Source organism: Leptospira abararensis (assembly GCF_016918735.1).
Classification (GTDB): domain Bacteria; phylum Spirochaetota; class Leptospiria; order Leptospirales; family Leptospiraceae; genus Leptospira_A; species Leptospira_A abararensis.
The window spans coordinates 1-16038 of sequence record NZ_JAFFPR010000047.1 but is presented as its reverse complement, the minus strand read 5'-3'; the positions used below and the strand labels follow the sequence as shown (position 1 = coordinate 16038).

Below are 16038 nucleotides of genomic sequence, written 5' to 3'. Positions count from 1 at the left end.
GGACAAATCGGCAAGGAAAAAAGTCGGGAATAAAGAAGGAAAATAGGAGACCAAAGGCAAAACCTCCGACCTCCCAAGTGATCTGACTGCGAAGGTTCACAGTCCAACTAATTCTCGTTTAACGAGATGGCCAATTCTGTTCTGTCCAAGCCTGTTCCCAAAACATCCATTCATAATTACAACTTTGTTGGAAGGCGACTACTGCTCTTTTTTTAGAATCCTCACTAGAAAGATCTGCATACTTTTGTAATCGTCCGAGGAGGTTTGTCATGTATTCGTTAAATCCAGGATCGGAATACATACGAAGCCAAGAAGCATAGGGATGTTCGTCTGGGATCGAACCTTTTTCTTTCAGAAGGTGCTGGCCTAGGTCAATATAAAGCCAAGGACAAGGAGCAATGGCAGCAAATCCCTCTACCACAGATCCTTTGAGGACAGATGCGATCATATGGTTTTGGTAGGCTAAATTATTGGGAGTGGGTTCTGTTTCGGCAATGGTCTTTGCATCATAACCGAGTGTCTTTCCATACCCCATATGAAGTTGGCTTTCCACCACTAGTGCCATTCTTGCAGCATCGATCAGCCAAAGTTTGTCCTCTGGGTCTGTTACCTTGGTGGAAAGAATGGCGCAGGCATCTGAAAAGGATTCCAAATACTTGGCATCTTGGATTTGATAAAAACGAAAGATTTTTGGGTCAAGAGATCCATCCGCCAGAGCACGAACAAACGGATGAGAAAAAGATGCACCAAATGATTGTTTGGCGGACAATTTACAACGCTCCGCAAAACTAGGAATGGGGAAGGGACTAGTCATATTGACTCCAAAGATATTATTTTACAAGTAGAGGTTTAAGGTAAGGGTACACAGTGTCCGCCACTAATTTATGTCCCGCTTCCGTGGGATGGATTCCATCCTTTTGATTTAGTTTACGAATGGAAGCTACTTTTTCCAAAATAAAAGGGACAAGGGCTATGTTTTCTTCTTTGGCTAGCTCGGGATATAAAGAGTTAAATGCGGTCGCATATTTTTTCCCCATATTGGGTGTGGCATACATTCCCACTAACAATATTTTGGTGTTTGGGTATTGAGATTTGATTTGGCGAATTATGGATCGAAGGTTTTCTTTGGTAACGGTAGGAATAATTCCTCGTAACATATCATTCGCACCTAACTCCAAAACAAAGATAGACGGTTTTTCCGCCAATACCCATTCTAACCTACCAAGGCCGCCGCTACTTGTATCTCCAGAGACTCCAGCATTTGTCATTTGATAGGAATAACCTTCGGCTTGGATGCGTTTGGTTAGAACATGGGGCCAACCATCTTCAAAGTCTTGAAGTCCATACCCTGCGGTAAGTGAATCTCCAAAATAGATGATCCGTTTTGTGTCGCTCAATTCCTGGGTAACATTTGAGTTTGTGCTCGTTTGGTCAGAAGAATTTCCACAAGCAAGAAGAAGAAAAAAACTGATAAAAACAAAATACGGCATCAGTCATTAGATTGTTTGGAAATGATTAAAAATCAAACATTTTTAAATTCAGAGTTGGATATAACTTTTCGGCCCATTGACCATGGGCACTTTGCGAGGCCTGTTCGGCAGAATGTAAACTCTCAGTATATTCTATCTGCGTCGTAGAAAAAAGAAACCCCCGGCATGATATAAAACTCCGTAACCGTATGTTTGATGGAAGCTGACATTTCCGAAAATCCAATATAAACACTACGCGCCGAATAGTCACTTCTTGGAACATTTCCCACCGTATCACCTAAGTAGGTATCATAAGTTCTTTTTACGTCTTGGCGAATCATACCAATGTCCAAAGTAAATCGGCAGTATTGGAAAGAGGATTCAAGATTCAAAATAGTTCCTTTGTCTCTTACCTTTCCCCCATAAGCCGGAACAGCGGCATTCAGTTGGGAACTCCCATCAGTAAAAACTTCCTGGATGATTTGAGAACCTAATACAGAAAAGTTTCCCTTTCGATCTAACAATTCCACTCGGGCACGTAGTTCCCACCAATCACGAAGTTTGAATTTGGCAAAAATACCTGGCAAAATTCCTTTCATAGAATATTCAGCGTTGGCATCTCCTCCAATCGACCAAGTGACTTTATTGGGAACCGAAGCTTCGGGCCGACTAGTAGAATAAGATCCATAAGATATATTATTTCGTTCCGTATAACGGTGAAAGTTGACGGAAGGTCCAATCATAAAAATTTTGGAAAATGGATGTGTATAAGAAAATCGTAAGTGTTGGCTCACCCCTTCAAATCGGAGTAACCTATTTCCTTCAAAGGTGCTGGCCCAATAGGTATCTGTTCTTGGGGAAAAAAAGTTATTGGATGCAGGAAGATTTCGGCTATACACACCAAGGGAGGTATCTTCAGCGAACTGAACTTCAAATTTATTTTTATAACCGTACCGAATGTCCCAAAATTGAGAATTGACTCCCAATTCTTTGGCAGGTTTATAAGGAATGGAAAGAGGAGCACCTGGTTCTGAGATTTGACGAAAGAGTGAATTTTGAAACCAAGCAGGACCTGTTTCATTCAAAATCGCAGGAGATAGTTTTCCAATCCCCCAACCACCGCGAAACATCAGACGATGTTCATAGACTTGATTGAAGATATCCATTTTAGTTTTATTATCTTCTCTGTCTTCTAATGGAACGGAGGTTTGGTTTTCCGCCGCAGTTCCTTCTTGTTTTGAATCAGGACTTGCGACTTCTTTAGGAATTTCTTGTGCATTCAAAGAAAACAAAGAAACAAAAAGAATCATAAAAAGTAAAACAGTACGAATGGATTTTGGTAGCCGAAGATTTTTCATATTAATAAACAATGCGAACCGTTCCCACATAAATTTCTGTTCTACGGTTTTTCTTCTCTGCAAGCATTGTATCTATAATTTTTTGTAAATCAGCGAAACCATCCACTTCCTTAAAACGTGCTTCAACAATTCTGTGAATCAGCTTTAATTCAAGTTTTACGGATTGAGAACGTTCCTTACTAAGTTTGAGGTTCATTGCAAATGCACCTACACTATCCGTGTGTCCACCAATACGACAATTGGTTTCAGGATATGCTTCCATAGCGTCCCCAACTTTGGCGATGAGTTCTTTTGCTTTTGGAGTGAGAGTTGATTTTCCAGATGGGAAAGCTACGTCCCCATCGATCACAATTAAAAGTTCTCGTAACCTTTTTTCATCATCTTCAATACGTTTGAGTTCGACCCCTTTTCCAACAAGACTTCCTCCCACTTCTTCAAATGGAGTTCCAGAGTGTTCGAAATCATTGCGAAGGCCTTTATATAATTTCTCCAAATATTCGGAAGTTCCCATTTTATCCAAAGAACCTTCGGGTAAACTCCCCAAATAGTCACCGGCTTTCTCCTCTTTAGGAGTGACACATCCGCAAAATTTTTGAAAGGCTGCCGTTTCTGTCCATTCTGGTTTCCCCGTTGTGTTACAATTAACAATGATTAACAGAAGAAATGTGAAAGTGAATAAAGTGTAAGGAGGTAAATTGATACGCATATAAAGCCAACAATCCTTATATTTGGAAGTGACCACTGAAATCAATTGATAAATTCAATAATCTAAATTTAACGCCATTTAGGATGTGTTGCCGATTTGATAACATACACTTGACATACAGATTAGGAGAACCCACTAAAACATCTCCTAAGAATTCGCTACAAACTGCTTAGTTTTTCATCACCAACTAACTTCTGTCTGGAGGATGGATTCAAAATTCTATACAGAAAGGAATTTCGTTGCTACCAAGAGATAAAAACGGAGAATTGGACTAGCTATAAGATTGGTGGCTTGAAATTATTTATGAACTATCCGCAACAGATTCGATCCTCTTTTTTCATCCTAATTCTTTCTTTCTTTCTGTTTCAAAATTGTAGCGGACAAGTCACGGCGGGAGACACATTCCTTTTTGGCCTCAGCGAACGATTCGACAGACTGTTTGGAAACGAGGCAACGGTAGCCTGTTCTTCCGATGTGACGGTGACGACAAAGGCCGTGTATTTGGTAGAAGATGGAGATGTGACGGCTACATTCAACGCCGCAAGTGATAGTGGTTTGACAGAGGTTGATGACGTTGCCGATGGAGCTGCTTGGGGTTACAAATCATTTGAAACTTGTATCTATCCCAATACTCCATTTAGCGGATCTCTAGAAATTCCCGTTTCTGTATCATCTAACTATGGTTCTCGGGTAGCTTCCACTCAATCAGTTCCTGGACCTGCGGTGATGCCATCAAAACTGACCTTCACAGGAAACGGGGTTGCAGAAAGGCAATGTTTTAAATTTACGCGAGTTGATGATGCCTTACGTAGCCCAGTCGTCGATCCCATGACGATAGCGTTAGGGACAATGGTTCAAAAGAACGGGTCAGGTGAAGAAACTTCCGGCACTTATTCTGGTAAAGATGCCTGTGATATCTCTGTATCTATAGATGATGACGAAGCACCAGGAGTTCGCGTGTCTAATATTTCTGGAGTTATGGAAGAACCAAGTCCTTCTGCTTCAACTACGAGTGGGAATTTCCAAATCAAATTGCGAACAGAACCCACTGCGAATGTAACCATGTCGATCAATGATACTTATGATTCAGTGAATGCTAATAACAGAGAAGGAATTGCCAATCCAAAGACATTAACATTCACGACAGCAAACTTTGCCACACCACAATTGGTCACTGTGACTTCCGTCGATGACTTGGAAATTGATGGGGTAAAAGTTTACACTGTGGAAGTGGGAAAAACATCTAGTTCTGACTCCGAATACAATGGAATCAAACCAAGAAACGTAGTGGTTTATAACCGCGACCAGAGTGTTCCCGGATATGCTTATATACGATTTGATTCCACTACGGGAAGTACTGGAACTGCCGGGGGAGATGTGACTCGTTTTGCCACCGATGAGAGCAATCAATTGGGAACCAAATATTCCAATTTCCAATTGAAGTTACGAACCAAACCCACAAACAATGTGACACTCACTTTCGCTTCCAATTGCGGAAACAAATGTACAATCCTTACACCCACCCTAACCTTCACGACGACCACCTGGAATGATTACCAAACCTTCCAGGTAGAAGGAAAGACAGATTCAGCAAACTCTGGTAATGCGGACTATACTGTTTCCTTTGTGGCATCCTCTGCTGATGCAACGTATAATACAACTGTTATAGAGCCGACCTTTACAATTCGCTCTTGTGATAATGATGGAACCCACCTGCTCCAACCATGTAATTTTTCTGGTTCTCCATTAGGAACTTCCGGAGGTCGACTATCGGCAACGGAAGGTGCCACAACTCATATTTGGATGATCGCACAGTCAAACCCTGGCTCCGACGTGACAGTAGGCTTAACTAGCACAGACACAACCGAAGGAGCGGTTCCCGCAAATGTTACTGTCAGTAGTGCGAACTATAACTTTATGGAATCAGGTGGGACAAACCGAGTGCTTCTAACCCATGTCGACGACAATGAAGTCGATAATAACATTAACTGGGAAGTGACCACAGCACTATCCACTGGACCGGTTTCCTACAATCCTATTGAAATTTATGCCACTACCACAGACAACGAAGCTTATTTCTATGTAAGTAAACTTGGGTCTACAAAAGAAGGTTCTTCTATTCCTGCCGATACTGCGACCATCCATGTTTGTTTGGGAGCTCAAAATACGGAAACCATCACAGTGAGTATAGCCTGTGCTACTTATGCAGCTGGAACAGCAGCTTTTGGAGAATGTGGTAATCTTTCCACTGCAACTCTTACTTTTCCTGCGGGAAGTCGAGTGCATGATGACCATGCGAGTAATTCCAATTGCGCTAATTCTCCATTGAAACAAACAGTTACCATCCATGGGGATGAAGATACATATGCGGATGGTTCCCAAGACTACACAGTGAACCTTACTAAAAATGCAAATACGGATGCGGTTTATTCGAGTGGATCTGCTACCCTATCCAACCAAACCATCACCAATAGGGACAATGAACCCGCAGGAAAACGAATATTCGCAAGTGTAGTAAATACTCCTGGTGAAATGACCGCACAAGGTGTGTTCGGTGCCGACCAAACATGTAATAATAATAGACCTACTGGAGTAACTGGTGGGACCTTCAAAGCATTGATTGTTAGTAATAGTGCTGGTTCCCCTTCAGAGGTAAATAATCGTATAGCCAACGGTATAAATTGGGTTTTAACTGCAGGATACCATTATTACCGTTGTAATACTTCTGGTTATGCGAACTGCAGTGACGAACATTCTTCATTATTTGTAGCTGACGGATCGGCCGGATTTGATCCAACGAATCTTCCAAGAGAAATCTCTAATATTGGAGACCAGTATTGGACAGGAATGACTAATACTCTTGCACCTGCCACGCAAGTTAGCACTCCTGCCTGTGCAGGAGATGGGCTGATTTACCTACACAACTGCCACGGGTTTACCTACCAAAATTGCCCTTCTAACGCGACGAGTTTTCTCTATGGGCAATCCTGGACTATGGCATCAGCAAATAGTATTACAAGCCAAGAATCTGTATGCACTGGACAGAAAAAACTAATCTGTGTTGAACAATAAAAGAATCCACTTTCCCAACGCCTTGTGCTAAGCATAGTGGGAAGGTGGTAATGAATGTATGAGGTCTAATTCATTCTTTTATTTGTAAGACGAATGGTAATATAATACGCAACCGAATTGAGTTTTAAGATGATATGCACATTCATCCTTACACATACCTTTCCTAAAAGCTGATCTGCCTTCTTCAGTATCAGTAATACATTTTTTGAAGCAAATTTGCAGTTTTTGGTCGCATGTTTTATTGTCCAAAACTTCTTTTTTTGACTTGGACGGATCAATAGGGACTAAGGCAAATACGAAAAACAAAAAACTATGTATAATTATTTTATTAGGCATAGTTTCTGCTTTTCCCACCTAACAAAATATCACTGCAATACCTTTAATTTTTCTTTCAAAGACTTGGCGGCCATCGCAAAACCGCCGTCAGCCCCATCCACAAAGTGAACTTCCTCAGACGAAGCGACTTTTAACACACAGGTCATAAGTGATCTGTTGGATACATAAATCCCGTAACAAAGAAGGCCTTCTTTTTCTAGTTGGTCTAAAAATGAAACAAGAGCCTCCCTATGTTGTTTGGATCCATCTATCACCATCTTTAAGGTTCCATCATATTTGCGAAAGTCTGCAGAAAGAACCTGATAGTCTTTTAATTTGTTTAGGGAATAATGTCCCGATCGGAGAGGAATTCCAAACCGCATAGCAATTGCCATCACCGACCTTTCGATCCAAATTTTTATAAGTGTTAGGTAAAATTTAAGTCCGCTGGCCCGACCAACCCGTGCTTTGGCTTCGTTTCGTAAATAAGGACCCGAATCCAATTCAATCTGATTCACTCGTAAGGGATGGTAGTCCCCTTCTTCCCCATATTCGGAGCGAATGAAATTAAGAACACGCGTGACTATTTTTTTACAAACTTCAAAATCTTTGTGGATGGGTTTGACAATCAGAGAAACAATTTCTCCTCGTTCGCTCGGAACATCTTTCCAACGGCAAGTAAATCCAGTAAAGTCAGCAGGCAGTATCTTTTCATTTTCGCGAACTAGATAAGACTCATCTTTTCCTTCTTTGATCCAGGTTTCTGCGAGCGGCAAAGCATCACCAAACAAAGAACATTGGACATAGTGTTCAGATGCTCGAAACTTACTTAAGAATAACTCTGCACCTGCACGATACAATTCTTGCACAGGTACGATCCCGGCTCTCATCTCCAAACTAAAGGCAGACCTTACCTGAGCGATAGTATCAGCAATAGCAGAACGAATGGGGAATAATAAATTGATGGGAAGTAAAAACGTAACCCCGTCCCCACCAAACACAAAAGGAAAGTCCATATGCCCATAAACATTGGCTACAGCAATGGCGGTGAGTCCCCCTGCTGTATTCACATCTTTATAACGACCTTCTTCGATGGCCTTTGTGGATCCCACAATGTCAGTAATCAGAATGAACCAATCATCTGGAACCTTTGTGGGCATATTGCCATCGAAAAGATTTTTGAAATCGGCACTTGGTTTTAAGTTTTTATAAAAATCATCCACAGAAAGTCAGACGATGGATTTCAGATACAAAGTAGATATTTTTCTTGGTTGTCTCGGAAAAGCCGTCTGTAAATCGTACTATCAACCCTTATGAACCAAGTTCTTCTCCGCACATCCTTTTCCCTTTTCCTCCTTTTCGGATTTTTTGGCTCTTCTTATTGTTTTGGGTTTTACTTAACCGAACTTGCCGCCAACGAAAGAAAGATTTGGTTAGAAGAAAAAGCATGGACCATCACAAACTCCATGACAGAGGCAGAACTCGTCGGTCAAACCATTCACATTGCCATTCCCCAAAAAACAGTGGATACAATTGCTTTGGAAGAAATTGCAGCAACGAAACCAGGAGGAATCATTCTCTTCGGAAAGAACTTAGGAAAAAAAGAAGAAATCCTTTCACTCACAAACAGATTACAATCCGCTGCAAAAGATTCTAATCTCCAACCCTTTCTCATTTCTACAGACCAAGAAGGCGGTCGAGTGTTCCGAGTCCAAGATGGAATCACCCACTACCCTGGTGCCATGGCAGTGGGCCAAACAGGAAATACCGAGTGGGGAGAGACCGTTGGATTTGTTACTTCCTATGAACTTCGTGGCCTCGGACTCAATTTTCTTTTTGCACCAGTTCTTGATATCAACAACAATCCTTTAAACCCAGTCATCAACACACGTTCCTTTGGTTCTGATTCCAAACGAGTCTCAGAAGTCGCTGTGGCATATGAACGAGGCGCTCGTGCTGGCGGATGTTTACCTGTGATCAAACACTTTCCTGGACATGGGGATACCACAGTAGATAGCCATTTAGGCCTACCCATTATCAATAAAAGTTTGGAAGAGTTAGAACAATTGGAACTGGTTCCCTTCAAAAGATCCATTGCTGGTGGGGCGGAGGCCGTGATGTCGGCTCACATCGTGTATCCAAAAATTGATCCCCAGTTCCCGGCCACTCTTTCCAAAACCATTCTAACAGACGTTCTACGAAAAAACTTAAACTTTGATGGCATCATCATTACCGATGCGATGGAGATGCACGCCATCTCCAAAAATTATGAAAAGGACAGACCCGGAGTTTTGACAATCCTAGCTGGTGCCAATATTGTACTACTGACTAGTTGGGGAGACACAGCCCGTAAGTTCAAAGCCCAACTGAGTGATGCTTACAAAAATGGTGAGTTTCGTTATGTAGACAAAGAAGGAAAGGAACATGACAAACTAAAAGAAGCGGTCCAAAAACAAATCCGCAAAAAACTAGAGTTGGGACTCTATGATGAAAACTCCATCCTTCCCAAAGTGTATGAAGAAAACCAAAAACAAAAAGAATTCTTAACCAATTGGAATCTGGAAAGAAACCAAAGATACGATAAACTAAGCCAGTCCAAAAACTTCGTAAAAGAAATCAACGAAGACTCTATTCGTGCTTACCCAAAATCGCTCATAACTTCTGGGATTCTTCCCGAAGAAACTTTATCCTTCGTGAAAAACAACCGCCTAAAGGAAACTCTCAAAACAAAAAAGATAGCCACTCTCCCTTTCAAATCCTTCCAGGCCCAAACAAAAAACAAAACCCTAACTACTTATCTTTTTGATTCCACTTCCGAATCAGAAGTTCTATCCATTGCGACCTTAGCAAAAAAACATCCCACAAAACGATTTATCATTTTGCATGGAGGAACTCCGTTTATTAAACTCCCCGAACTTCCGAATTTGCAGTATTTGTTATCTTTTTCTTTGACCCAAGGATCCTGGGAAGCGTTAGGTGAGAAACTAAGTTCAGGAAAAGAAATCCCTAAAGTGGATTTGATTTTACTCCTCAAGGGATCGAAGACACCTTCTAAAGGTGCCTTCCCAGAAAGATTGTAGTGATTTAAACCAGTGCTTCTCTGACCCCACCACGTTTGCGGATCTCTTCATACAAAGTTTTCCGCACGGTTTCATCTGCATCCACATAACGCAGTAAATACAAATCTGATTTTTGTTTGGTGGGCATCATTTTAGCACGAATTTGAAACATAGGCCCACTATCGAAACTAAAGTTTACTTCCCACAAGTCTTGTTGTTTCCAAATTTCCTGCGATATTCCCGCAGGGAAGGTAAACACAATGCCACGATCTGACAACCTTTCCGAAAGTGTAATGAAAGCAGTTGGTGTATCTTTCATCTCGAATCGTTTTTCGTTATTTTCTTTTTGGTCCTTTGCAATTCGTTTTAAAACTTCTAATTGTTTATCAATATTTTCTTCTGTAAGTAAAAGTTTGTTTTTATCTAATTCCAAAACTTGTTTTTTTTCATCTGGTGGGGGCCAAGGAGAAACCGTAATGGATATTTTTTCCGTTAACATCAAATGGGATTCCCCTTTTCTCTCGATCTTACCATTAAAATGAAAAATCGCTCCGCTCTCGTTAGTTCGAACCACCTTCCCTTCCAAAAGATAACCACCGCTACTTGGTCGAAATACATATAATTTTGCTTCCTTACCTGGAACGAGCAAATCCTTAGAAAGGCCTTTGATGGAAAGAAGAAGTTCATCCGCTGTTTTTTGCATCACATAGGTAAGTTCTTCCCTTCCATCCGCTTCCAAAGCAGCGACTTCCCCTACTGTCAGATCGTTTAAGGAAAGTATTTCTTTTTTGAATTCCACTCCCGAGCGGAAGAGTTTATCAAAAAGATCCACCTCCCTTTCTGTTGTGTTGGTGTTGGATTTTAGAAAGTATCGATATAGTGCGTTCTTTAGTTTGTTTCGATTTTCGGGCAAAAGATAAATTTCGCGTTCCTCTTCATTGAGGTGGTCATAAAAAGCATGGAGGATATTTAGCTCCACCTGATTGCATTTCCTTGCCATCGCATATCTTTGGAATTCAACCCAGTGATTTATGACACTGGCTTGTTTGTGTTGCAAATAATTCATCACCCTCACGTAAATAAAGGCGGCAACTCCCATAAGAAAGATGTAAAACAGGTAGATAATATCAAATTTGGGAAAAATCCAAACGACTTGTGCTATAAAATTCATAATTTACTTTTCCTCATATCCGTATTGTGTCGAATGGAAGCAAGGTGAGTTCTTCCTACTTCAAAATTATCGGCAAAAATCCTCTCCACGGGACAGTAGTTCCCCAAGGAAATAAAAATGAAGCGCTCCCGCTTCTCGGCGCCCTCCTCCTTTGGGAAGGAGACGTCATTTTGGAGAACCTTCCTGAAATCGCTGACGTTCTCAAACTTATGGAAGTCCTGCGCCAAATTGGAGTGGAAATCACTGCCCTCGATACCAAAGGATCATACCTCTTTCAGAAAAAAAATCCAGTGAAATCGGATCTTCCTTACGAACTTTGTTCTCAACTCCGAGGAGCTGTGACACTGGCCGGCCCCATACTGGCTCGTACGGGAAGAGTATTCCTACCGAAACCCGGTGGGGACAAAATTGGTCGCCGTCGTATGGACACCCACTTACTTGCCCTAGAAGCACTCGGTGCCAAGATAGAAGTTTTCCCTGACGGGTATATGATCACTACAGACCGTTTGGTGGGAAAAGACATCCTTCTGGATGAAGCTTCTGTCACTGCTACAGAAAATGCCGTTATGGCCGCTGTGTATGCCGAAGGTGTAACCACCATTCGCAATGCGGCCTCTGAACCCCATGTCCAAGGACTTTGCCGTTTTTTAATCGCCGCTGGTGCCAAAATTGATGGAGTGGGAACAAACCACCTAACAATTACAGGTGTGAGTAAACTTTCCTCACCCATAGGTGGACTCAAACATAGAATTGGATCCGACTATTTGGAAATTGGATCTTTTATCAGTCTTGCTGCCGTCACGGGTGGAGAAATCCACATTACGGATGTTAATCCAGAAGACATCCGTATGATTCGTATGGTATATTCGCGCCTAGGTATTGAAGTGCGACCTACAGAAAATGGTATTCTTGTTCCTTCCGATCAAAAAATGGAAATCATCCCCGACTACCATGGAGCCACTCCGAAAATTGATGATGCTCCTTGGCCAGGATTTCCCGCAGACATGACTTCTGTAGCTCTTGTCACAGCCACCCAGTGCAAAGGAACAGTTCTTATCCACGAAAAACTTTTCGAATCCAGGCTCTTCTTTGTGGACAATATCATTGCGATGGGAGCTCAAATCATCCTCTGTGACCCACATAGAGCCATTGTGATTGGTGCCAATCGTCTGTATGGACAAAGGGTGGCAAGTCCCGATATCCGTGCCGGGATGGCTATGATCATTGCTGCTCTTTGTGCCGAAGGCCAAAGTGAAATCCATAACATTGTTCAGATTGATAGAGGTTTTGAATCGATTGATACCCGACTGCGTTCTTTGGGTGCTCAGATCGAAAGAGTCTCCGATTAGATGAAACGGAAGGATCTTTTCCGAGAGGGTTTTAAATCCGTCTTTCAATTTACCTTTACAAAAGCGGATGAACTTACAGAAGCCATAAAAGAAGTTTGGGAAGACGAAAAAGCTCCCAAACCTAAGTCCTCTCGTAAAAAAAAACCACCATCTGACAAAGAAAAGTCGATTTCAAAGCCAACAACCGTCCGGAAATCAAAAACAAAAATGTTCCAGACCCTTTCTCTTCCCCCCGGAGCTTCCCCTGATTTCTTTTCTCTTTGTACTGGATGCAACGAATGTATTTTTGCTTGTCCTTATGCCGTCTTATTCCCTGTAACCCTGCCAGAATCAGGAAAAACGTTTCCCCATTTTGATCCGAATGCAAAGGCATGTCATCTTTGTACCGACTGGCCTTGTATTAGTGTTTGTCCTGAAGAGGCTCTTTTACCGTACGAACTGTCCGGTGGAAAACCAAATTTTGGTAAGGCGAAAGCCATCACAGAACATTGTATCAACGAAAAAACTGGTGAATCTACTTGTAATGTTTGTTTTGTTACCTGTCCTATCGAAAAAACAGTAAAATTTAAAGGGAATTTGCCTACTTTTGCATCATCATCGTGTACAGGATGTGGACTTTGTGTTGAATCATGTCCTAGTTTTCCCAAAGCAATTCAGATCAAATTTAAAAAACAATAACGATCGCCTATCAATCGTTTTAGAAAACAAAATCATCGCAAAACATCAAAAAATTGTTATTCGGTGAAAAAAATATCTTGAATTTTTAAGACTGGAGAGAGATACCTTTGTTAGGGCAAGGGAATTTCCCTCGTCAAAAAAAAGATAAATTCTAGATTTAAAGGAAAAAGAAAGCTATGGAACCACAAAAAGTAGGCCCAGGACAAATCGACAAAATTGCAGAGGATTTGAAAAAAGATCCTGAAAAATCCATTGGAAATTACCTTTTCAAAGGTTTCAGAATTCAAATTTCTAAATACAAAGCTTCTGGAGCAGAGAGAGTTCAACAACTTTATAAAAGAAGAAGAGCTCAAGGTCTTTGTATCGTTTGTGGAACTAAAGTCACTCGTAAAAACCCGGTAACAGGAATCCTTTACAGACTTTGTGACACACACAGAGCAGAGATTGACCAAAAAAACAAAGAAAAAGCTAAAGCTAAAAAAGGTAAATAAAAACCTTTTACTGCATTTTTCTAACTAAGAGGGGACTTTGGTCCCCTTTTTTGTTTACAGACCACTCCTACCGCTTATCTTTTTTCTCATGAAATCACTCCTTTCCATTTTAGCCTTAACCCTAATCGGATGTTCTCAAATGATCTGGCGCCAAGCACAATTAGCAGAAGAAGTGTCACCAACTAACGATCCTAATGTCAATTTAGTCCTTACCGTTGGATATGAAGAAAAAGATTCTTGGAATCCGATGAACGGAACTACCGACAAACGAAATTATAAAAGTAAAATTAAATTAGTAAAAAATGGGGTCACTGGTGGAAAGTCCTTAAAAGAATGGGATCTGCCTTCTTGGTCACTCGGCGATGGAATTTTTTACCATACCGGATCCTCCACTTTATTTGTGTTATATGGAAAGGATGACGAGTATGGAACCTTAAACCAAACTCTCTCTTTGTATCCCGAGACAGGTGGAGCTTTTTCTTATCCTGCCACACCCGAAAAACGTATCATCTTCCAAATGGCACCTTCCCCTAACGGTAACTTGGTGGCTCTTGTCACAGCAAGTCCCACAGCCGAAGGTGAATTTTCTGAATTTGAATTGAATGTCATCCAACTCACCGACAAAAAAATCCAAAGTTATCCCATCAACTTTTGGACGGCCCTTCCCCTTTACGGAATTCGTTGGGCAGAAGAGGGAACAAAACTCTATCTTCGAACTCCCGATCGCATTTTGGTTTGGACTGGATCAGAGATTAAAGAAGCCAAATCCTTTCCCGATTGTTTTACCGTTTCCACAAACTTTGGGAAATGGGCTTACGAATCGGCAAGCATCGGTGAAGGTGGAAATGTAAAACTTGGGAAAAAACTGCCCGCACCCCGACAAATCTCCAATATCGACCAAATCAAACTCTGTCGTTGAGGGGCCAACCCCTCATCCCGCCCTCAATTCGCTTGATTTAATTATGTCACATGATTGGATGAGTGAAAAGCCCCCATGATAGAAAAGAAATTTACGGAACATATCGATGCCATTTCCAAATACCTGAATGTCGTCGAAAAAATTGAACCCATTCGCAAAAGTGGGGTCGTTGTATCCGTGGTGGGCAATGTCATCTACTCTCAAGGACCTCCCGATTCGAAAGTGGGAGAAATTTTGGAAGTGGAACGAGGATCAGACAAAGGATACCTCGCTTGTGTTCTTGTGGGTTTTAAAGACCATCTCTACACCTTAATGCCATTAGGTGACACCCAACAAATATTTCCTCATGCCTTTGTATTTTCTTCTGGTAGACAAATCACTTTAAATGCAGGACCTGAACTTTTAGGACGTGTGTTAAACGGTCTTGGTAAACCCATCGATAGCAAAGGGATACTCATCACTAAAGAAGAAAGACCTTCCGAACCTAGGTTTTTAAACCCACTCGATCGCCCTCCGATTACTGACATTTTAGAAACCGGAGTCCGTGCCATTGATGGGATGCTTACTGTTGGTCGTGGACAGAGGATTGGAATTTTTTCTGGATCAGGTGTGGGTAAATCCAGCTTACTTGGAATGATTGCTCGTTATACGAACGCTGATGTAAACGTTGTCGCTCTTATTGGAGAGAGGGGCCGCGAGGTGAATGAATTTTTACATGTGGAACTTGGGAAAGAGGCACTTGCCAAGTCTGTAGTTTTCGTAGCAACCTCCGACTCATCCAAAATGGAACAAGTGAGTTGTGCCAATTTAGCTTGTTCTGCTGCCGAATACTTTCGGGAAAAAGGGATGTCCGTCAATTTGTATATGGACTCACTCACTCGTTATGCGGAAGCACTACGGGAGCTTTCTATTGGGGAACCAGTCGTGACAAAGGGATATGCGTCCAGTGTATTTACCAAAATGGCAAAACTTGTAGAGAGAGCAGGAACTTCACATAATGGTGGTTCAATTACAGGTTTTTACACAGTATTAACCGATGCAGAAGATGATATGGATGATATTGTAGCTGACAAGGTGCGAGGATTTATTGACGGCCATATTGTTCTGACAAGAAAACTTGCCGAACAGAGCCACTATCCAGCGATTGATGTACCCGCTTCTCTTTCTAGGCTTATGCAAAAGATAGTAAACGAGGACCATTATATGCGAGCCTCTATTGTTCGGGAGTTGATTTCGAAATATAAAAACTCAGAAGATATCATCTTACTCAATGCCTATGTCCGTGGTGCCGATGAAAAGGTAGATATGGCCATTGATAAAAAATCTCAGATTGATGATTATCTCAGACAAAGAATTGAAGAAAAATCCAGTTATAGTGATGCAATGAAACGATTAGAAAAAATTCTACAATCTTCCACTCGCAATGATGATGATTTTTAGGCTATTGGTAA

Annotated in this window: 13 protein-coding genes; 7 read left to right on the top strand and 6 right to left on the bottom strand. The window is 41.5% G+C overall.

All coding sequences use genetic code 11. The features are described from left to right. Positions 1–118: 118 nt before the first annotated feature. The 4 genes from tenA to JWG40_RS12660 form a co-directional block, all read right to left on the bottom strand. A complete protein-coding gene (gene tenA, locus JWG40_RS12675) occupies positions 119–814 on the bottom strand; it encodes a thiaminase II (RefSeq protein WP_205286164.1) in 696 nt (231 codons plus the stop codon). A 16-nt stretch (positions 815–830) separates the two neighbouring features. Next, complete coding sequence (locus JWG40_RS12670) at positions 831–1490, bottom strand: arylesterase (RefSeq protein ID WP_205286163.1); 660 nt, start codon at positions 1488–1490, stop codon at positions 831–833. A gap of 122 nt (positions 1491–1612) precedes the next feature. Next, complete coding sequence (locus JWG40_RS12665) at positions 1613–2827, bottom strand: hypothetical protein (protein ID WP_408611520.1); 1215 nt, start codon at positions 2825–2827, stop codon at positions 1613–1615. A gap of 1 nt (position 2828) precedes the next feature. Then, positions 2829–3533, bottom strand: a complete 705-nt coding sequence (locus JWG40_RS12660) for an OmpA family protein (protein ID WP_205286162.1) — start codon at positions 3531–3533, stop codon at positions 2829–2831. Between the two features lie 303 nt (positions 3534–3836). On the opposite strand from JWG40_RS12660, the gene JWG40_RS12655 reads away from it, so the two are divergent. After that, positions 3837–6605 (top strand): hypothetical protein, encoded by a 2769-nt coding sequence (locus JWG40_RS12655; RefSeq protein ID WP_205286161.1) that lies wholly within the window; start codon positions 3837–3839, stop codon positions 6603–6605. Between the two features lie 365 nt (positions 6606–6970). Here JWG40_RS12655 and JWG40_RS12650 read toward each other — a convergent pair whose 3' ends face one another. Then, positions 6971–8143, bottom strand: coding sequence for a DUF3095 domain-containing protein (locus JWG40_RS12650; RefSeq protein WP_205286160.1), 1173 nt, complete (start codon positions 8141–8143; stop codon positions 6971–6973). Between the two features lie 90 nt (positions 8144–8233). Between JWG40_RS12650 and JWG40_RS12645 the strand changes: the two genes are divergently transcribed. Next, positions 8234–10000 carry a glycoside hydrolase family 3 protein gene (locus JWG40_RS12645; RefSeq protein WP_205286159.1) on the top strand — a complete coding sequence of 589 codons (1767 nt, stop codon included), beginning with the start codon at positions 8234–8236 and terminating at the stop codon, positions 9998–10000. Between the two features lie 4 nt (positions 10001–10004). On the opposite strand, the gene JWG40_RS12640 is transcribed toward JWG40_RS12645, so the two are convergent. Next, entirely contained in the window at positions 10005–11150 is a 1146-nt protein-coding gene (locus JWG40_RS12640; RefSeq protein ID WP_205286158.1) for a hypothetical protein, read from the bottom strand. Positions 11151–11194: 44 nt separating this feature from the next. Between JWG40_RS12640 and murA the strand changes: the two genes are divergently transcribed. From murA to JWG40_RS12615, 5 genes are all read left to right on the top strand, one after another. Then, positions 11195–12499 carry a UDP-N-acetylglucosamine 1-carboxyvinyltransferase gene (gene murA / locus JWG40_RS12635; protein ID WP_205286157.1) on the top strand — a complete coding sequence of 435 codons (1305 nt, stop codon included), beginning with the start codon at positions 11195–11197 and terminating at the stop codon, positions 12497–12499. Beyond that, on the top strand, positions 12500–13177 hold the full coding sequence (locus JWG40_RS12630; protein WP_205286156.1) for a 4Fe-4S dicluster domain-containing protein: 678 nt from the start codon (positions 12500–12502) through the stop codon (positions 13175–13177). A gap of 176 nt (positions 13178–13353) precedes the next feature. Further along, positions 13354–13668: an LIC10235 family protein gene (locus tag JWG40_RS12625; RefSeq protein WP_002973161.1), complete on the top strand. Its 315-nt coding sequence runs from the start codon at positions 13354–13356 to the stop codon at positions 13666–13668. A 139-nt stretch (positions 13669–13807) separates the two neighbouring features. Then, complete coding sequence (locus JWG40_RS12620) at positions 13808–14587, top strand: hypothetical protein (protein WP_205286155.1); 780 nt, start codon at positions 13808–13810, stop codon at positions 14585–14587. 75 nt (positions 14588–14662) lie between these two features. Then, entirely contained in the window at positions 14663–16027 is a 1365-nt protein-coding gene (locus tag JWG40_RS12615; RefSeq protein ID WP_205286154.1) for a FliI/YscN family ATPase, read from the top strand. The last annotated feature ends 11 nt before the right edge of the window (positions 16028–16038 follow it).

Bases quoted from the DNA above. Each gene is read 5' to 3' on its own strand.
- JWG40_RS12630 (WP_205286156.1), top strand. From the start codon at position 12,500: ATGAAACGGAAGGATCTTTTCCGAGAGGGTTTTAAATCCGTCTTTCAA.
- JWG40_RS12645 (WP_205286159.1), top strand. From the start codon at position 8,234: ATGAACCAAGTTCTTCTCCGCACATCCTTTTCCCTTTTCCTCCTTTTC.
- JWG40_RS12625 (WP_002973161.1), top strand. From the start codon at position 13,354: ATGGAACCACAAAAAGTAGGCCCAGGACAAATCGACAAAATTGCAGAG.
- JWG40_RS12640 (WP_205286158.1), bottom strand. From the start codon at position 11,150: ATGAATTTTATAGCACAAGTCGTTTGGATTTTTCCCAAATTTGATATT.
- JWG40_RS12655 (WP_205286161.1), top strand. From the start codon at position 3,837: ATGAACTATCCGCAACAGATTCGATCCTCTTTTTTCATCCTAATTCTT.
- JWG40_RS12660 (WP_205286162.1), bottom strand. From the start codon at position 3,533: ATGCGTATCAATTTACCTCCTTACACTTTATTCACTTTCACATTTCTT.
- JWG40_RS12615 (WP_205286154.1), top strand. From the start codon at position 14,663: ATGATAGAAAAGAAATTTACGGAACATATCGATGCCATTTCCAAATAC.
- JWG40_RS12620 (WP_205286155.1), top strand. From the start codon at position 13,808: ATGATCTGGCGCCAAGCACAATTAGCAGAAGAAGTGTCACCAACTAAC.
- tenA (WP_205286164.1), bottom strand. From the start codon at position 814: ATGACTAGTCCCTTCCCCATTCCTAGTTTTGCGGAGCGTTGTAAATTG.
- JWG40_RS12665 (WP_408611520.1), bottom strand. From the start codon at position 2,827: ATGAAAAATCTTCGGCTACCAAAATCCATTCGTACTGTTTTACTTTTT.
- JWG40_RS12670 (WP_205286163.1), bottom strand. From the start codon at position 1,490: ATGCCGTATTTTGTTTTTATCAGTTTTTTTCTTCTTCTTGCTTGTGGA.